14 protein-coding genes are annotated in these 15,068 nt (G+C 44.9%); 7 read left to right on the forward strand and 7 right to left on the reverse strand.

The window, feature by feature from the left end; all coding sequences use genetic code 11:
* Positions 1–27: 27 nt before the first annotated feature.
* The 5 genes from B4K11_RS16860 to def all read right to left on the reverse strand — a co-directional run bounded on the left by B4K11_RS16860 (position 28) and on the right by def (position 5,749).
* On the reverse strand, positions 28–1,476 hold the full coding sequence (locus B4K11_RS16860; protein ID WP_292954018.1) for a TrkH family potassium uptake protein: 1,449 nt from the start codon (positions 1,474–1,476) through the stop codon (positions 28–30).
* 15 nt (positions 1,477–1,491) lie between these two features.
* Positions 1,492–2,868, reverse strand: coding sequence for a Trk system potassium transporter TrkA (trkA, locus tag B4K11_RS16865; protein ID WP_292954015.1), 1,377 nt, complete (start codon positions 2,866–2,868; stop codon positions 1,492–1,494).
* Between the two features lie 42 nt (positions 2,869–2,910).
* Positions 2,911–4,218 carry a 16S rRNA (cytosine(967)-C(5))-methyltransferase RsmB gene (gene rsmB / locus B4K11_RS16870; RefSeq protein ID WP_292954012.1) on the reverse strand — a complete coding sequence of 436 codons (1,308 nt, stop codon included), beginning with the start codon at positions 4,216–4,218 and terminating at the stop codon, positions 2,911–2,913.
* A 5-nt stretch (positions 4,219–4,223) separates the two neighbouring features.
* Positions 4,224–5,168: a methionyl-tRNA formyltransferase gene (gene fmt / locus B4K11_RS16875; RefSeq protein ID WP_292954009.1), complete on the reverse strand. Its 945-nt coding sequence runs from the start codon at positions 5,166–5,168 to the stop codon at positions 4,224–4,226.
* A 68-nt stretch (positions 5,169–5,236) separates the two neighbouring features.
* A complete protein-coding gene (gene def, locus B4K11_RS16880; RefSeq protein ID WP_292954006.1) occupies positions 5,237–5,749 on the reverse strand; it encodes a peptide deformylase in 513 nt (170 codons plus the stop codon).
* 265 nt (positions 5,750–6,014) lie between these two features.
* On the opposite strand from def, the gene B4K11_RS16885 reads away from it, so the two are divergent.
* The 7 genes from B4K11_RS16885 to B4K11_RS16915 all read left to right on the forward strand — a co-directional run bounded on the left by B4K11_RS16885 (position 6,015) and on the right by B4K11_RS16915 (position 13,727).
* Positions 6,015–7,043 (forward strand): LysM peptidoglycan-binding domain-containing protein, encoded by a 1,029-nt coding sequence (locus tag B4K11_RS16885; RefSeq protein ID WP_292954003.1) that lies wholly within the window; start codon positions 6,015–6,017, stop codon positions 7,041–7,043.
* Positions 7,044–7,060: 17 nt separating this feature from the next.
* Complete coding sequence (gene dprA, locus B4K11_RS16890) at positions 7,061–8,194, forward strand: DNA-processing protein DprA (protein ID WP_292954000.1); 1,134 nt, start codon at positions 7,061–7,063, stop codon at positions 8,192–8,194.
* Between the two features lie 149 nt (positions 8,195–8,343).
* Positions 8,344–8,856 (forward strand): 5-(carboxyamino)imidazole ribonucleotide mutase, encoded by a 513-nt coding sequence (gene purE, locus B4K11_RS16895; protein WP_292953997.1) that lies wholly within the window; start codon positions 8,344–8,346, stop codon positions 8,854–8,856.
* A gap of 43 nt (positions 8,857–8,899) precedes the next feature.
* On the forward strand, positions 8,900–9,421 hold the full coding sequence (locus B4K11_RS16900) for an L-threonylcarbamoyladenylate synthase (RefSeq protein WP_292959467.1): 522 nt from the start codon (positions 8,900–8,902) through the stop codon (positions 9,419–9,421).
* A gap of 21 nt (positions 9,422–9,442) precedes the next feature.
* Positions 9,443–10,357 carry an oxygen-dependent coproporphyrinogen oxidase gene (gene hemF / locus B4K11_RS16905; protein WP_292953991.1) on the forward strand — a complete coding sequence of 305 codons (915 nt, stop codon included), beginning with the start codon at positions 9,443–9,445 and terminating at the stop codon, positions 10,355–10,357.
* A gap of 31 nt (positions 10,358–10,388) precedes the next feature.
* The gene (aroE, locus tag B4K11_RS16910) at positions 10,389–11,216 is read left to right on the forward strand and encodes a shikimate dehydrogenase (protein ID WP_292953988.1); all 828 of its coding nucleotides are present in this window, start codon (positions 10,389–10,391) and stop codon (positions 11,214–11,216) included.
* Positions 11,217–11,348: 132 nt separating this feature from the next.
* The gene (locus tag B4K11_RS16915) at positions 11,349–13,727 is read left to right on the forward strand and encodes a Lon protease family protein (protein ID WP_292953986.1); all 2,379 of its coding nucleotides are present in this window, start codon (positions 11,349–11,351) and stop codon (positions 13,725–13,727) included.
* A gap of 252 nt (positions 13,728–13,979) precedes the next feature.
* Here B4K11_RS16915 and B4K11_RS16920 read toward each other — a convergent pair whose 3' ends face one another.
* On the reverse strand, positions 13,980–14,945 hold the full coding sequence (locus B4K11_RS16920) for an LbtU family siderophore porin (RefSeq protein WP_349680098.1): 966 nt from the start codon (positions 14,943–14,945) through the stop codon (positions 13,980–13,982).
* Entirely contained in the window at positions 14,897–15,058 is a 162-nt protein-coding gene (locus tag B4K11_RS16925; protein ID WP_292953984.1) for a hypothetical protein, read from the reverse strand. Before B4K11_RS16925 ends, B4K11_RS16920 begins: the two co-directional genes overlap by 49 nt.
* Between the last annotated feature and the right edge of the window lie 10 nt (positions 15,059–15,068).

The raw sequence follows: 15,068 nt of genomic DNA on the forward strand, positions 1-15,068 counted from the left end.
TGGATCTGTTTATTAATTTACCGTGCTTTATCGCTTCCAAAATATAGGAGTGAAAAGTACGAGTAGTGTAAATACTTCTAAGCGACCAAGTAGCATGGCAAAACAAAGAACCCATTTTGCAGGCTCATTCAGATCGCCGTAGTGGGCTGATACTTCACCTAGGCCTGGACCTAAATTGTTAAGTGCTGCGCCTACTGCTGACCATGCAGTGACCTGATCTAGGCCTGTCGCTAATAGCAAAATCAGCATAATCACGAAGACGATCATGTAGACCGAGAAAAAACCCCATACAGCTTCTAGGACTTTATCAGAGATCGGTTTTTTGCCGAGCTTAACGGGAATGATCGCATTAGGATGTACCAGACGTTGTATCTCTCGGTAGCCCTGCTTAAGAATGAGCAGAACACGTATCACCTTCATGCCACCCCCTGTCGAGCCTGCACAGCCCCCAGCAAAGGCCGCTACGAATAGCAAAAATGGCAACATAACCGGCCAGTGAGCAAAGTCCGCGGTGGCAAAGCCTGTAGTCGTCGCAATGGAAACCACCATGAAAGAGGCTTTACGTAATGATTCTATAGGCGCATAGGTTTCGGTAACCACTAAAGCGGTTAGCGCGATAAGGATGATGCCCCCGAGAGTTGTCAGGTAAAATTTGAATTCAGGGTCTTTCATGTAATGAAAGATTGAGCGCTGGCGCCAAGCAAGAAAATGCAATCCAAAATTGACCGCTGAAATTGTCATAAAGAAGATACAAATCAGCTCAATGGCAACTGAATCAAAATAGCCAATACTTGCGTCATGAGTAGAAAAACCACCAATAGCGACCGTGGAGAAGCTATGGCTGACCGCATCAAACAGATCCATACCCGCCAGCCAATAACCTAAGGCGCAAGCGATCGTGAGCGATAGATAGATATACCAAAGCGCTTTTGCGGTTTCTGTAATACGTGGCGTAAGTTTAGAGTCTTTAACGGGGCCCGGTGTCTCCGCACGGTAAAGCTGCATACCACCAATGCCAAGCATCGGTAAAATAGCCACAGCTAGTACGATAATACCCATGCCCCCTAACCATTGGAGTTGTTGGCGATAGAAGAGTATGGATTTAGGGAGGTAGTCGATCCCTGTGATAACTGTGGCGCCTGTGGTGGTTAATCCTGACAGAGATTCAAATACGGCATCCACAAAGGTTAGGTGTGGGAACTCGGTGAGCATAAATGGAAAAGCTCCGAAAAGGCCGAGTACTGCCCAGAAGAGTACCGTTATCAAGAAACCATCTCGGGTGCGCAGATCTTGCTTAACCCTGTATACCGGTATCCAGATTAGGAAGCCGGTTAGCAGAGTAATTAAGAAACCCGCAATAAATGCCAGCTCTGCCCCATCTGCGTAAAGGTAAGATATCGCCAGCGGCGGTAGCATCGAAATACTGAATATCATCAGTAGAATGCCAAGAATACGAAGAATGACTTTGTAATGCATCTGATTCGTTACCGCTTAGAAGAAAGCTAGACCGACTTGGAAGAGTCGCTCTACTTCTTTGATTCGACGCTTATCGACTAAGAACAAGATGACATGGTCACCACTTTCAACGATAACATCATCGTGGGCGATCAATACTTCATCATTACGAACGATAGCACCGATGGTCGTTCCTGCAGGTAGATTGATCTCTTCTATTGTTTTGCCAATAACTTTTGATGAGGATTTATCACCATGTGCAACGGCTTCGAGCGCCTCTGCGGCCCCGCGACGTAGAGCGTGTACTGCTACGATATCACCACGGCGTACATGGGTCAGCAGTGCGCCGATGGTTGTTTGCTGTGGTGAAATGGCGATATCAATCGCCCCGCCCTGTACAAGATCGACATAGGCAGGGTTGTTGATCAGTGTCATAACCGTTCTTGCACCCTGACGTTTCGCTAGCATGGAAGCCATGATATTGGCTTCATCGTCGTTAGTGAGAGCACAGAAAACATCGGTATCTTCGATGTTTTCTTCTATAAGTAACTCTCTGTCTGATGCGCTGCCTTGCAGAACAATTGTGTTGTCGAGTGTGCGTGCGAGTTGGTTGCAGCGACGAATGTTGCGTTCAATGATCTTGACCTGGAACTGGTCTTCAATTGATTCTGCTAGGCGAGCACCAATGTTGCCGCCCCCGGCGATGATAATGCGCTTGTAGGGGTTATCTAAGCGTCGCAGCTCACTCATTACAGACATAATATCTTTGCGTGCTGCAATGAAGAAAACTTCGTCATCAGCTTCGATGACCGTATCCCCTTTAGGGATAATTGGGCTACCTTGACGGAAAATCGCGGCTACACGTGTATCTACAGCGGGCATATGTGCGCGTAAATAGGAGATCTCTCTGCCTACGAGTGGGCCGCCGTAATAAGCTTTTACTGCGACTAGCTGGGCTTTCCCGTCGGCAAAATCCAGTACTTGAAGTGCACCAGGATGCTGGATAAGGCGTTTAATATGCTTAGTAACAAGTAGCTCAGGGCTGATACGTACATCAATCGGCAGACCCTTTTCACCAAATATCTTTTGGTTTTTATTAAGGTAATCATGCTCGCGAACACGAGCTATTTTGGTGGGGGTATTAAACAGGGTTTGGCCTATTTGACAGGCAACCATATTTACTTCGTCTGAGTTTGTGACAGCAATAAGCATGTCAGCATCAATCGCACCTGCTTGATCAAGTACAGAAGGATACGAAGCTTTACCTTCAATTGTGCGAATATCTAGGCGATCCTGAAGCTCACGTAAACGGCTCGGATCTGTGTCCACAATTGTGATGTCGTTATCTTCACTGGCTAAGTTTTCTGCCAATGTGCCGCCAACCTGACCGGCACCAAGAATAATAATCTTCATTATCAGCCTTTTACTGCTGCTAGAAACATATGTTTTTCCGTTTTAGTCGAGCTTACTCTGTTTTTGAAGCAGTGCATAATAGAAACCGTCGTGACCACTCACTTGAGGAAACAGCTGGCGACCATATTCACGTTTAATGCCCCATTCTGCGTCAATGGGTCTATGTACTGCATCGTCTGCTTTTGCCATAAAACGTTTGATTAAACGTTCATTTTCCTGAGGAAAGATAGAGCAAGTAGCGTACAAAATCTTGCCGCCGGGTTTGAGCATAGACCAGCAATTTTCCAGTATTGATAACTGCAGTTTAGATATCTCAATAATATCTTCGCCTTGACGAAGATATTTAATATCTGGGTTACGTCTAATAACGCCGGTAGCTGAGCAAGGAGCGTCTAAAAGAATGCGATCGTAAAGTTCCCCACTCCACCACTCCTGAGTTGAGGCATCAGCAATAATTAAGTTCGCATCTAAATTTAAACGATCTAGATTTTCTTCAATGCGGCCCGCCCTGCGCTCTTCGAGCTCTACAGCGTCTACTGCTTTTAAAGAGGGCTCAGTTTCAAGTATGTGGCATAGCTTGCCACCAGGAGCTGCACAGGCGTCTAGAACGTATTGCTGAGGCTTTAGATCCAAAAGTTGAGCTGCAAATTGAGCGGCTTCATCTTGAACGCTAAATGAGCCTTGCTCATAACCGGGAAGGGATTCAACATTCAAAGAGGTACTCAAACGAATGCCTAGGTCGCTATACAGAGTCTCTTCAGAATCAACAATCGGTTCAAGCTGTTCAAGGTAGCGCGGGCGCTCTGTTTGTTGTTGGTTGATGCGTAGTGTTAGAGGGGCTTGGCTATTATTCGATTCTAGGATCTGCTGCCAATGGTCGGGCCAATTGTTTTTTAGCTTGGCAATCATCCATTCCGGGTGATTATAGCGGTAAGACTCATTTGAACTCAGAGACTCTTCGAGCTCCTCTTGTTCCCGTTGAAAACGACGCAGAATCGCATTGACGACTTTACCTGCCCACTCTTTGTCGAGTTCACGACAGGCGTCAACACTTTCACTAATGGCTGCATGAGGCGGGATACGCGTATGCTGAAGCTGATAGATTCCAACTAAAACAATAGCCTTTATATCGATGTCTCTAAATTTAAAGGCTCGGTTTTGGAGCAGTTTAATAATGCAGTTGAGCTGCGGATGATGACGCATAGTGCCGTAGCAAAGCTCTCGCAGTAGCGCGCGGTCTTTTTCCGGACAGCTGCGCTCAATACTTGGGTATTGAGTGTTGAGCGATCCTTTATTTTGCAATAAAGGCGTCAGTACTAGAGCTGCTAAGGCACGAACATTCGTAGTCATTACCGTTATCCTAATGTCACGCCAGCACTAAATTGCTCGCGTTTTGAATTGAGTATCGCCGCTGCATCCATCGGTTTCTTACCCGGTAACTGGAGCTGTTTGAGTTTGATTGCCCCTTCTCCGCAAGCTACGACAATGCTTTTCTTATCAGAGGGAAGTATTTCGCCCGGCGTGCCTTGCTGATTTAATAATTCGCATTGTAAGAGCTTGATTTTATCTTCGCCCATTTTAAACGTAACGGCGATTCTTGGGCTTAAGGTGCGAATTTTCAGGTCGATTTCTGTAGCCGGAAGGCTCCAGTCGATAACACCCTCATCTTTACTAAGTTTTTTCGCGTAAGTTGCTAGGTCGTTATTTTGTTTTTCAGGTGTAAGGGTGGCAGCCTGAATTTGACCCAAAGTATCAACCAACGCCGCTGTCCCAAGCTCACTTAGACGTTCAAATACTGCTAGCGAGGTATCTGTATCAGTAATCGGAGTCTTTGCGATAAGAAGCATGTCGCCAGTGTCTAAGCCTTCATCCATCTGCATAATAGTGACACCGGTTTCAGCATCGCCTGCTAGCATTGAGCGCTCAACGGGTGCGGCTCCTCTCCAGCGAGGGAGTATCGAACCATGCACATTGATACAGCCATTTTTTGGTGTATCTAAAATGGCTTTAGGTAATAGCATTCCATAAGCAACCACAACCATAATGTCCGCTTCGAGGTTGGCGAGTACTTGCTGCTCCTCTTCTGTTTTTAGGCTGTGAGGCTGAAAAACTGGGATCTCATGGGCCAATGCGAGGTCTTTAACAGGGCGCGGAGCCATCTGGTTTTTACGTTTGCCCTTTTTATCCGGTTGAGTGTATACCGCAACAACTTGGTGTTCGCTGTCTAGAAGCGCTTGAAGGTTTAACGCCGCAAAATCAGGGGTACCAGCAAAAACTATACGCAGAGGAGTGTTAGCCATAATAGATTCCAAATAAAACAGGCTTGCGAGGTTAACTCGCAAGCCTGTGGGATAGTTCTAAGGTGAAGTTAAGCTTGTTTTTGCATTTTATGAATTTTTTCAAGCTTATTTTTTATGCGGTTGCGCTTTAGCATTGAGATGTAATCAACGAAAAGCTTACCATTTAGATGGTCTAACTCATGTTGAATACAAACAGCTAGAAGGTCGTCTGCGATAAGCTCGTAGGCTTCACCATTGTAATCTAGTGCTTTTAGCTTAACTTTTTGTGGGCGGCTGACATCTTCATAAAAGCCTGGGACAGATAAACATCCTTCCTGATATTTGTGCTCTTCGTCATCAATCACTTCAAATTCTGGGTTAATAAGCACAAGAGGCTCATTTTGTTCTTCAGAAATATCGATAGTGACGATGCGCTTATGGATATTTACCTGAGTTGCCGCTAACCCAATACCGGGTGCTGCGTACATAGTTTCGAACATGTCATCTATTTCAGTGCGTACGGCATCATCAACCGTTTCAACAGGCTCTGCTATAGTGCGCAAGCGCGGATCAGGATATTCAAGGATGGTTAATTTTGCCATGATCTGTATTCATTCTTCCGTTAGTTAAGCTATCGAGAAAGCCTCAGCCTTCAGGTATCCATTAGTAATTCGTAATAACGTTAGAAAACCTATATTCTGAAACTATTGTTTTTCTCGATTTTTCAGCGGATTGGCCGAAATAATATTTCGAGAACGATAGCGAAAAATATTATTCCACCTATTATACTGATTAGAACGCTCAATGTATTGTCGTTGCCCTGTTAGCTTGATAGTTTTATAGCTTGGGGTAATAAGGGAACTAGACATGAAAAAATTGTTATGCGGCTTATTGGCTTTTGTGATGCTTTCACTTACCCAAGTAAGTGCGGAAACGCGAAAGGATAATTTATTACTTCGTGATGATTACCCAGAAGAGTATGTAGTCGTTAAGGGAGATACCTTATGGCATATTTCTGGGCGATTTTTGCAAAGTCCATGGAAGTGGCCTGAGGTTTGGGGAGTAAACCCTCAAGTCGATAATCCACACCTAATCTACCCCGGAGATGTGATTTACCTAACATGGGTAAATGGTAAGCCTCGTTTAGGTTTACGCCGAGATAGCGGCATTTATCCGAAAGCGCGTGTATCTCCTCTTGTTCAGCCTATCCCTGCGATACCGTTAAGAGACATTATTAGCTTTTTAAATGACAACCGCGTGATGTCGGAAGATCTGCTTAAAGATGCTCCATATGTATTGGGCGGTAAAAGTAAGCGGATTATTGCGGGTGCAGGCGATCGCATTTATGCCCGAGGTGCTTTGTTAGAAGATCAGCGCCGCCAAGGGATATACCGTTCAGCGAATCAATATGAAGACCCTGATACTGAAGAGTTCTTAGGGTTTGAAATGCTGAAGATAGCGGATGCTGATGTTGCTGCTCAAACAGATGATGTCGTTACGATGGATATCGTTAAATCTAACAAGGAAGTACGAGTGTTAGATCGCGTAGTACCTACTGAAGAAGTGCGTATCCAGTCGATATTTCATCCGAAACCGTCACCTGAAGGAATTGAGGGTAAAGTTCTCGCTGTTTTAGGTGGTGTTAGAGATGGCGGTCAATTTAATGTGGTGGCTATTAACCGCGGTGATCGTGAAGGTCTAGAAGCAGGACATGTGTTTGCCATCTATAGAAGTGGTGAGATTATCAAGGATCCTGTGACTAAAGAGTTTGTAACGCTACCTAAAGAGCGCTCAGGTGAGTTGATGGTATTTAAAGTCTTCGAGAAAGTAAGCTACGGCTTAATTATGCGAAGTACTGATGTCGTGTCTATCGGTGATGAGATCAAGCAACCTTAAAATGTAAGGAATTTATAATGACGGTAGATCCAAAGGACTGGATTGCCGTTGCTGCCTTGCCCAGTCTTGGGCCGGCTTCGATTAAGCGCTTATGGGAGATGGGCTGGACGCCTGATAAACTCCTGAATGCGTCCCCTCTCGAGTGGCAACGGTTAGATTTAAAACAGAAAACTATTATAGCCCTTCAGGAGTATCAAGCTTCAGATAGCGGTTTACTTCATCAAGCTACAGAAAATGTACTTCAATGGCAGGCATTGGCTAATGATGCTTATGTTCTTCCGATAACACATGAGGCATACCCTCAGTTACTGCGTGAAATCTATGATCCACCGCCACTGCTGTTTGTTCGTGGGGATTTGAATGCTCTCAATTTGCCGCAAATTGCTATTGTTGGAAGCCGCAGTGCTACTGTGAGTGGCTTAAAGCATGCGTACGCCTTCTCTTCAGGGCTATCTAAAAGCGGCCTAGCTGTTAATTCCGGGTTAGCTATGGGTGTAGATGCCGCCGCACACCAAGCGTGTGTTGATGCTGATGGCGCCACTGTGGCTGTTTTTGGGACGGGGCTCGATCGTATTTACCCTACTCGGAATCAAACGTTGGCCGTGGAGATTCTTTCTAAAGGTGGCGCTTGGGTAAGTGAGTTCTTCCCGGGAACCCCCCCTTTAGCGCCTAATTTTCCTCGCCGTAATCGTATTATCAGTGGAATGAGTGCGGGTGTGCTGGTGGTAGAAGCTGCACCGAGGAGCGGCTCGCTTATAACTGCGAGAATGGCGATGGAGCATGGTCGGGAAGTATTTGCACTCCCCGGTCCGTTAAACAACCCTCTCAGCAGAGGTTGTCATCTTTTGATAAAAGAGGGGGCGGTACTTGTTGAAACAGCGAGTGACATTGTTGATCAGTTAGGCTCTTTGTTAGGGAGCTATTTAGATGATGAATGCGTTGTGAGTGCTAAAGAGAGCGAAGAGGATGACCTTTCTAACTTCAGCGATAAAGAGATCCTCGTTATGAAGCAAATGGGTTATGAGGTGTGTTTTATAGATCAATTGAGTTTGAGTTGTGATTTTGAAATCTCAGAGTTGAGCCAACTCCTTGTAGAAATGGAGTTAAAGGGGGTTCTTGAACAGCGAGATGGGGGCTATATACGTTGTTGATCGGGGTGTGTTTTGAGTTTTATATTCAAAAAGTAATATCAGGAAACTTAACTATAGATTTTTCATATATATCTATGACAGAACAGCAGTTGCAAATGTTGCGTTGAACATTTAGTGTTCAGCCTCCTAACTAATTATCCGAGAAAGACATGAGCAAACCATTTGTTGCTATTTTAATGGGGTCTGATTCAGACCTTCCTGTGATGACTGCTGCTGTTGACGTTCTGCGTTCGTTAGAAGTTGAGTTTGAGATTAAAGTAAGTTCTGCACACCGTACACCTGTACAGACTCACGACTATGTTAAAAACGCTGATGAGCGTGGCGCTGTAGCATTTATCTGTGCTGCGGGCATGGCTGCGCATTTAGCAGGTGCTGTTGCTGCTAATACAACTAAGCCAGTAATCGGTGTACCGATTAATTCATCTCTTGATGGTTTAGATGCGTTGTTATCAACTGTTCAGATGCCTGGCGGTATCCCTGTTGCTACAGTTGCTATCGGTAAAGCAGGCGCTAAAAATGCTGCATACCTTGCTGCACAGATTATGGCTGTTGGCGATACTGACCTTGCAGGTCGTGTTAAAGCTGAACGTTTAGCTAATACTGCTTCTGTTGTTGCTAAAGACGCTGCTTTGCAAGAGAAATTGCAGAAAGGTGAGTTGTAATTACGACTCTGACTGGTGGCATGTCCACCAGTCCGTTCAGGCGATGCGTCAAGGTGGTGTTATCGCCTATCCTACCGAAGCCGTTTGGGGACTAGGGTGCGACCCTTTTAACCAAGAGGCTGTTTCCCATCTATTAAGCATTAAGCGACGTCCTATGCATAAAGGGCTGGTTTTAATTGCTGGTAATATCTCTCAAATCGAGTTTTTACTCGAAGATTTGACTCCTGAAGAATTCAGTAAAGTAACCGCTAACTGGCCGGGCCCTTTTACTTGGATTTTGCCTGATAAAAAGAATCTGATACCTAAGTGGATTAAAGGAAAATATAGCTCTGTCGCAATAAGAGTGAGCGATCACTTACCTGTTAAAAATCTAACTAATTCCTTTGGTTCTTTTATTGTTTCAACTTCTGCGAATCCTGCATCCTATCATCCTGCAAGGGATATATTGAAAGTAAAGACTTACTTCGGTAGTGATTTGGATTATGTTCTTCCAGGTAAATTAGGTGATCTTTCAAATCCAACACAAATTAGAGATTTAAAATCAGACCGTATTGTTCGAGCCTGATATTTTAAGTGAGTGAATACTATGTCCGCACCAAATATTGATGCTGTTAAAGAGTACCTGTTAGGTCTTCAAAATTCGATTTGTAACGCGCTTGAAGAGGCTGATGGCGAAGGTCAATTTTTTCAAGATGAGTGGCAGCGTGAAACAGGTGGTGGTGGACGTACTCGTGTACTTGCTGATGGTGCCATTATTGAAAAAGGGGGTGTGAACTTCTCACATGTATTTGGTGATAAGTTGCCTGGCTCAGCTACTGCACACCGTCCTGAATTAGCGGGTCGAAGTTTTCAGGCGATGGGTGTGTCGCTTGTTATTCATCCAAGAAACCCTTACATCCCTACTTCGCATGCCAACGTTCGGTTTTTCATTGCAGAAAAAGAGGGCGAAGAGCCGGTTTGGTGGTTTGGCGGCGGTTTTGATTTAACGCCTTACTATGGCAATGATGAAGATTGTCGGTTTTGGCACCAAACAGCCAAAGATGCTTGTGATCCGTTTGGTGAAGAGATCTACCCTCACTTTAAAACCTGGTGTGATGAGTATTTTCATCTTAAACACCGTGATGAGCCTCGTGGTGTCGGTGGCTTATTTTTTGATGACTTGAACGAATACGGTTTTGAAAAGAGTTTTGCTTTAATGCAGTCCATTGGTAATGCCTATATTAAAGGCTATGTACCTATTATGGAAAAAAACAAAGATAAAGAGTACGGCGAACGTCAGCGTGATTTTCAGTTACACCGTCGTGGTCGTTATGTTGAGTTTAACCTTGTTTACGATCGTGGCACCTTATTTGGTCTTCAGTCGGGTGGCCGTACTGAATCGATTCTTATGTCTTTACCTCCAGAAGTGCGCTGGGGTTATGACTGGAAACCTGAAGAAGGTAGTGAAGAAGCGATTCTTTATGATCGCTATCTTAAACCTCGTGACTGGCTAAATTTGTAACATTCTTCTTGCAATGTAAGAGCGCTTTTTAATGACAGATCGTTATGCCGTTTTTGGCAACCCAATAAAACACTCTAAGTCTCCGCAGATTCATAGTGCTTTTGCACAAAGTACGGCACAAGATCTTATTTATGAAGCGATAGCGGTGCCAGAAGATAGTTTTAATGCTTCCGTTGAATCGTTTTTAACGGATAAAGGGAAAGGTTTAAATATAACTATCCCTTTTAAACAAGAGGCTTGGACGTTAGCGGAAGTTCGCTCTTCACGTGCTGAACTGGCAGGTGCAGTAAATACCTTATACCGCGATGAACAGGGGCGTCTGTGCGGTGATAATACCGATGGTATTGGGATGGTGCGTGATATTGTTCGTAATCATGGCGGGACTATCAAGGATAAGAAGGTACTGATCTTAGGTGCAGGCGGCGCGGTAAGAGGTGTTTTACAGCCGGTGCTTGAGCAGAAGCCAAGTCAGCTTGTGATCGCAAACCGTACAGCCTCTAAAGCGGCTGAATTGGCAGATCTTGTTGCTGATTTAGGTGATGTTACAGGTTGTGGGTTTGATACATTGTCCGGGCAATGTTTTGATTTGGTGATCAATGGAACCGCTGCGAGCCTACAAGGTGAAGTTCCGCCCTTACCTGAAGGTATTTTAGCGGATAATGCTTGGTGCTATGACATGATGTATTCGGCTGAGCCTACAGCTTTTTGCATCTGGGCGGATAAAAATGGCGCAGAAAAGTCTATTGATGGCTTAGGTATGTTGGTTGAGCAGGCTGCCCAGTCATTTCAAATATGGCGCGGTGTTGAGCCAGATTCACAGGCTGTTATCAAGCAGTTACGTAGTGCATTAACTGGTTGATTTTAATACAACAGTGATCATTTTCTAGTTTTCATAACTAGGCTTGCATGAGGCGCTTCTGGGGCGTATAAAGTTAAGAAACACAGTTATTGTGACTTCCTTTATGACCCCAGTCCTCAGCGGGAGCTCTATATGATAACGGAAACTCGACTATCTTCTGAGCAGCTTTATCGTAGCTGTGACCCTGAATTACTTCCTTTTAAAACTACATCTACCCTTGAGCCATTTAGCGGCTTTTTTGGCCAAAACCGTGCTATAGAAGCGATGGAGTTTGGCATAGGAATGCGTCGCCCTGGATATAACCTCTTTGTAATGGGTAATCCGCATACAGGGCGTTTCTCTTTTGCGATGGAAAACCTGAAAGCGGTTGCTAAAAAAGAGAAAAAACCAGGTGATTGGGTTTATTTAAATAACCTGAAAGATAGTCGTCACCCTCTTGGCATCACCTTCCCTTCGGGCAAAGCACAGCAGTTTAAACGTGATATTAAGCATATCATCGAGAGTGCATTAACAGAGATGCCTGCTGCCTTCGAAGGTCCCACTTATCAGCGCCAAAAGGGCAAGATAGATCGTGAGCTTAATCGTTATTATGATCAAGCGATCGAAGAGGTGGAGCGTGATGCCCGAGAACATAGTATCGCTGTATACCGTGATGCCGGTAGCATTGGCTTTACCCCTGTGGCTGATGGCCAAGCGATGGATGAGGCTGTTTTCTCACAACTACCTGAGGAAACGAGAGAGGGTTTCACTAAGGCGATTTCAGATCTTGAAGACAAGTTAAATGAAGCTCTGACTGGACTCCCCCAATGGCGTCGAGAAGCGGCTGAAAAGTTAAAGAACTTAGATCGTGATACAACTCGCCAAGCTATTTCACCTATCTTCCAGCCAATTAGAGAAAAGTACGCCAATCTATCGGCGGCTACTGACTATTTGTCAGAGATGGAGACATCTTTGGTCAAAAATTGTAGTGAGATCGTGGGTGATGACAAGCTTCTTGAGCCGGTCACCGATGCCTCACGACGTAGTTATATGGAAAGTAATTACGGCGTAAATTTATTGGTCGACAATCAAAAAACCAAAGGTGCGCCTGTGATTTATGAGGCGCATCCAAGTTATGAAAATCTTTTCGGAAGAGTGGAATACACCTCTGAAATGGGCGCGCTCTCTACTACTTATAAACTGATTAGGCCGGGGGCTTTGCATCATGCAAATGGGGGCTATTTGGTCCTTGAGGCGGAAAAGTTATTGGAACAGCCTTTTGTGTATGGTGCGTTAAAACGTGCGCTGAAGTCTCATGAAATACGTATAGAAAGCCCCGCCAGCGAATACACCGGTATCAGTACAATTACCCTGTTGCCACAGGCAATCCCATTGAACGTTAAACTCGTCCTAATCGGTTCACGTAATATCTATTATTTATTACAAGAACTGGATCACGACTTTGAGAAGATGTTCCGTGTGGTTGTGGACTTTGATGAAGATGTTAAGCGCACACCACAAACGATACGTAATTATGCTCGTCTGATGAAAACGCTTGCGGATGAAGAGGGTTTGGCGCCATTAACACGTAGAGCCGTCGCGCGTTTAGTGGAGCATAGTTCGCGCCAAGCAGATAATCAGGAACTGCTTTCTGCTCATATTGGTGAATTAGTGGATCTTCTTTGTGAGGCTGATTTTAAGCGGATTAAAGAGGAGGATGAGTTAATCAATGCTGACCACGTGGAACTGGCTCTAAACGCGAAGCAGCGCCGTACATCGCGTATGGCGGAGAAGATTGAAGAGGGTATCGTCGAAGAGACGGTGTTGATCGATACTGATGGTGAAGCCATAGGTAAAGCCAATGGCTTAACGGTACTTCAGGTGGGTGACGTCGCATTTGGTACGCCTGCCAGAATTACAGCAACTGTCTTTCCAGGAAATCGTGGTATCGTCGATATCGAGCGTGAAGTGACGCTAGGCCAGCCTATACACTCTAAAGGTGTACTTATTCTGAGTGGTTTTTTGGGTAACCAATACGCTAAAGACTTCCCTATGACGATGTCTGCCAGTATCGCTTTAGAGCAATCTTACGGTCATGTCGATGGTGATAGCGCTTCATTGGCTGAGGTGTGTACTTTAATATCAGCTCTGACGCATATCCCGATTAGTCAAAACTATGCGACTACAGGCTCTATAAACCAGTATGGTGAAGTGCAGGCCATTGGTGGTGTAAACGAGAAAATTGAGGGCTTTTTTAATCTATGTAAAGCGCGTGGATTGAATGGTCAGCAAGGGGTGATTATTCCTAAAGCGAATGTTCGTAACCTGATGCTAAAAGCTGAGGTTGTCGAGGCGGTTAAGGAGGGTAACTTCTCCGTTTATGCTGTCTCTCATGTTGATCAATGCTTAGAAGTCATGATGGGGCGAAAAGCAGGTAAGCGCAAAGAGGATGGTACTTTTACTCAGAGAAGTATAAATGCGCAGGTCGTTAAGAGACTGAGTGAAATATCTAGTGCTAAAGCGGATAAGTAGTCATACCTTGTGCTTATAAAGGTATTAAACTGTCTTTTGTAGAGTATCATGCGACTTACTTTATCGATAATATGTTCAATAATAGTGCAATCTAGTGTTTCGCATTATTAAGTACCGAACTGTGACGACCGGCTCTGATGATGGAAGGGGGATTCAGCGCCGGTTGTCACACACTAAGCAAAGCCTAGATTGATTTCACTTAGTGGTTATTCTCTAAGTTTCTTCTTAGAGCTTCTTCTTAGAGTTCAGGAATTAGAATTCTGTAACAATCGCGACATTTAAGATATCAGTGTCTTCGTTGCTGTAGCTTTCTTCACGAACATATTCCGTAACAACTGATGCATTCTCACCTAATGAACGAGATAGGCCTAGTGCTGTACGTGTTTCAGGCAGTTCGTCAATGTAATTTGCTTCATCAGATTCGCTGTAGCCTAAGAATAGATTGCCGTCAGCACCGAAAATCTGCGTATCGTAACCTGCGCCTAAATGTAGGAAACTTGGCTCTTCACCTGCTGGGTTGATCTCACCTAGCTGGATATATTCTGCAAATAATGAAAGATTACCCGTTTCAAACAATGCATTTGCCCGCCAAGCATCAACTTTCTCTGTCATGCCATCTAGGTCAGCAAAAGGGCCGGCTACGTCCGCAGTATTAGTAATGTAACCCGCGCCGAATGAAACGCCGTTCTCTAGTGTTACTCCAAGGTTTAAGCCGAGTGTGTCTAGCGCTTCGCCGGTTTCCCCAGAAGTGTTGAGAACATAAGCATCTACATTGACCATCTCATTGCTGTAGCTCACCATTGCTAGGCCTTCTTTGGCATCATAAAGGTCGAACGCAATTGGGTCTGTAAATGCTGCAGAGTCGCCTACTAGAAGAGGGTGTGCCGCTTTACCAACGGTTAGATGAACAGGGCTATCTTCAGCACCTATCACAGCATAAGCTTCTGCAAGGTCTAGTTTTTCATCAGCAGCTAGGTACTCAATAAGCGTAGCGACTTTAACGTTTTCATTGATGTCGGCTTCGATTGCAAGTTCGAAGGTATCGACAAGTACATCGCCAGTACTCGTGCCGTCATCCGCTTCAATCTGCTGAGCAAGTAAAGCAATTTCGCCGCTGACGCTTACATTGTCAGCAAAGCCACCTGCTCCACTAGAGGTCTCTTGTTTGGCTAAAACCGTTTCTTGCTTAGCGATGCTTGCTGCTTTGCAAGCTGAGATTCCAGCTGTGCGATGCGCTCTTTCATTGCTGCAAGTTCTTCGGCAACGCCGGCAAAGGCTGGAGCGGATGTCATGGTTGTTGCAATTAGAGTAGCTAGGATTGTCTTTTTCATGGTTTTCTCT

Source organism: Neptuniibacter sp. UBA6509 (assembly GCA_002435145.1).
In the GTDB taxonomy this organism is placed as follows: Bacteria; Pseudomonadota; Gammaproteobacteria; order Pseudomonadales; family Balneatricaceae; genus Neptuniibacter.

What these genes read in the sequence shown, in the direction of transcription:
- def (WP_292954006.1), bottom strand. Translation starts at nt 5,749, where the DNA reads ATGGCAAAATTAACCATCCTTGAATATCCTGATCCGCGCTTGCGCACT.
- trkA (WP_292954015.1), bottom strand. Translation starts at nt 2,868, where the DNA reads ATGAAGATTATTATTCTTGGTGCCGGTCAGGTTGGCGGCACATTGGCA.
- dprA (WP_292954000.1), top strand. Translation starts at nt 7,061, where the DNA reads ATGACGGTAGATCCAAAGGACTGGATTGCCGTTGCTGCCTTGCCCAGT.
- purE (WP_292953997.1), top strand. Translation starts at nt 8,344, where the DNA reads ATGAGCAAACCATTTGTTGCTATTTTAATGGGGTCTGATTCAGACCTT.
- B4K11_RS16925 (WP_292953984.1), bottom strand. Translation starts at nt 15,058, where the DNA reads ATGAAAAAGACAATCCTAGCTACTCTAATTGCAACAACCATGACATCC.
- fmt (WP_292954009.1), bottom strand. Translation starts at nt 5,168, where the DNA reads ATGGCTAACACTCCTCTGCGTATAGTTTTTGCTGGTACCCCTGATTTT.
- B4K11_RS16900 (WP_292959467.1), top strand. Translation starts at nt 8,900, where the DNA reads ATGCGTCAAGGTGGTGTTATCGCCTATCCTACCGAAGCCGTTTGGGGA.
- hemF (WP_292953991.1), top strand. Translation starts at nt 9,443, where the DNA reads ATGTCCGCACCAAATATTGATGCTGTTAAAGAGTACCTGTTAGGTCTT.
- B4K11_RS16885 (WP_292954003.1), top strand. Translation starts at nt 6,015, where the DNA reads ATGAAAAAATTGTTATGCGGCTTATTGGCTTTTGTGATGCTTTCACTT.
- B4K11_RS16860 (WP_292954018.1), bottom strand. Translation starts at nt 1,476, where the DNA reads ATGCATTACAAAGTCATTCTTCGTATTCTTGGCATTCTACTGATGATA.
- B4K11_RS16915 (WP_292953986.1), top strand. Translation starts at nt 11,349, where the DNA reads ATGATAACGGAAACTCGACTATCTTCTGAGCAGCTTTATCGTAGCTGT.
- aroE (WP_292953988.1), top strand. Translation starts at nt 10,389, where the DNA reads ATGACAGATCGTTATGCCGTTTTTGGCAACCCAATAAAACACTCTAAG.
- rsmB (WP_292954012.1), bottom strand. Translation starts at nt 4,218, where the DNA reads ATGACTACGAATGTTCGTGCCTTAGCAGCTCTAGTACTGACGCCTTTA.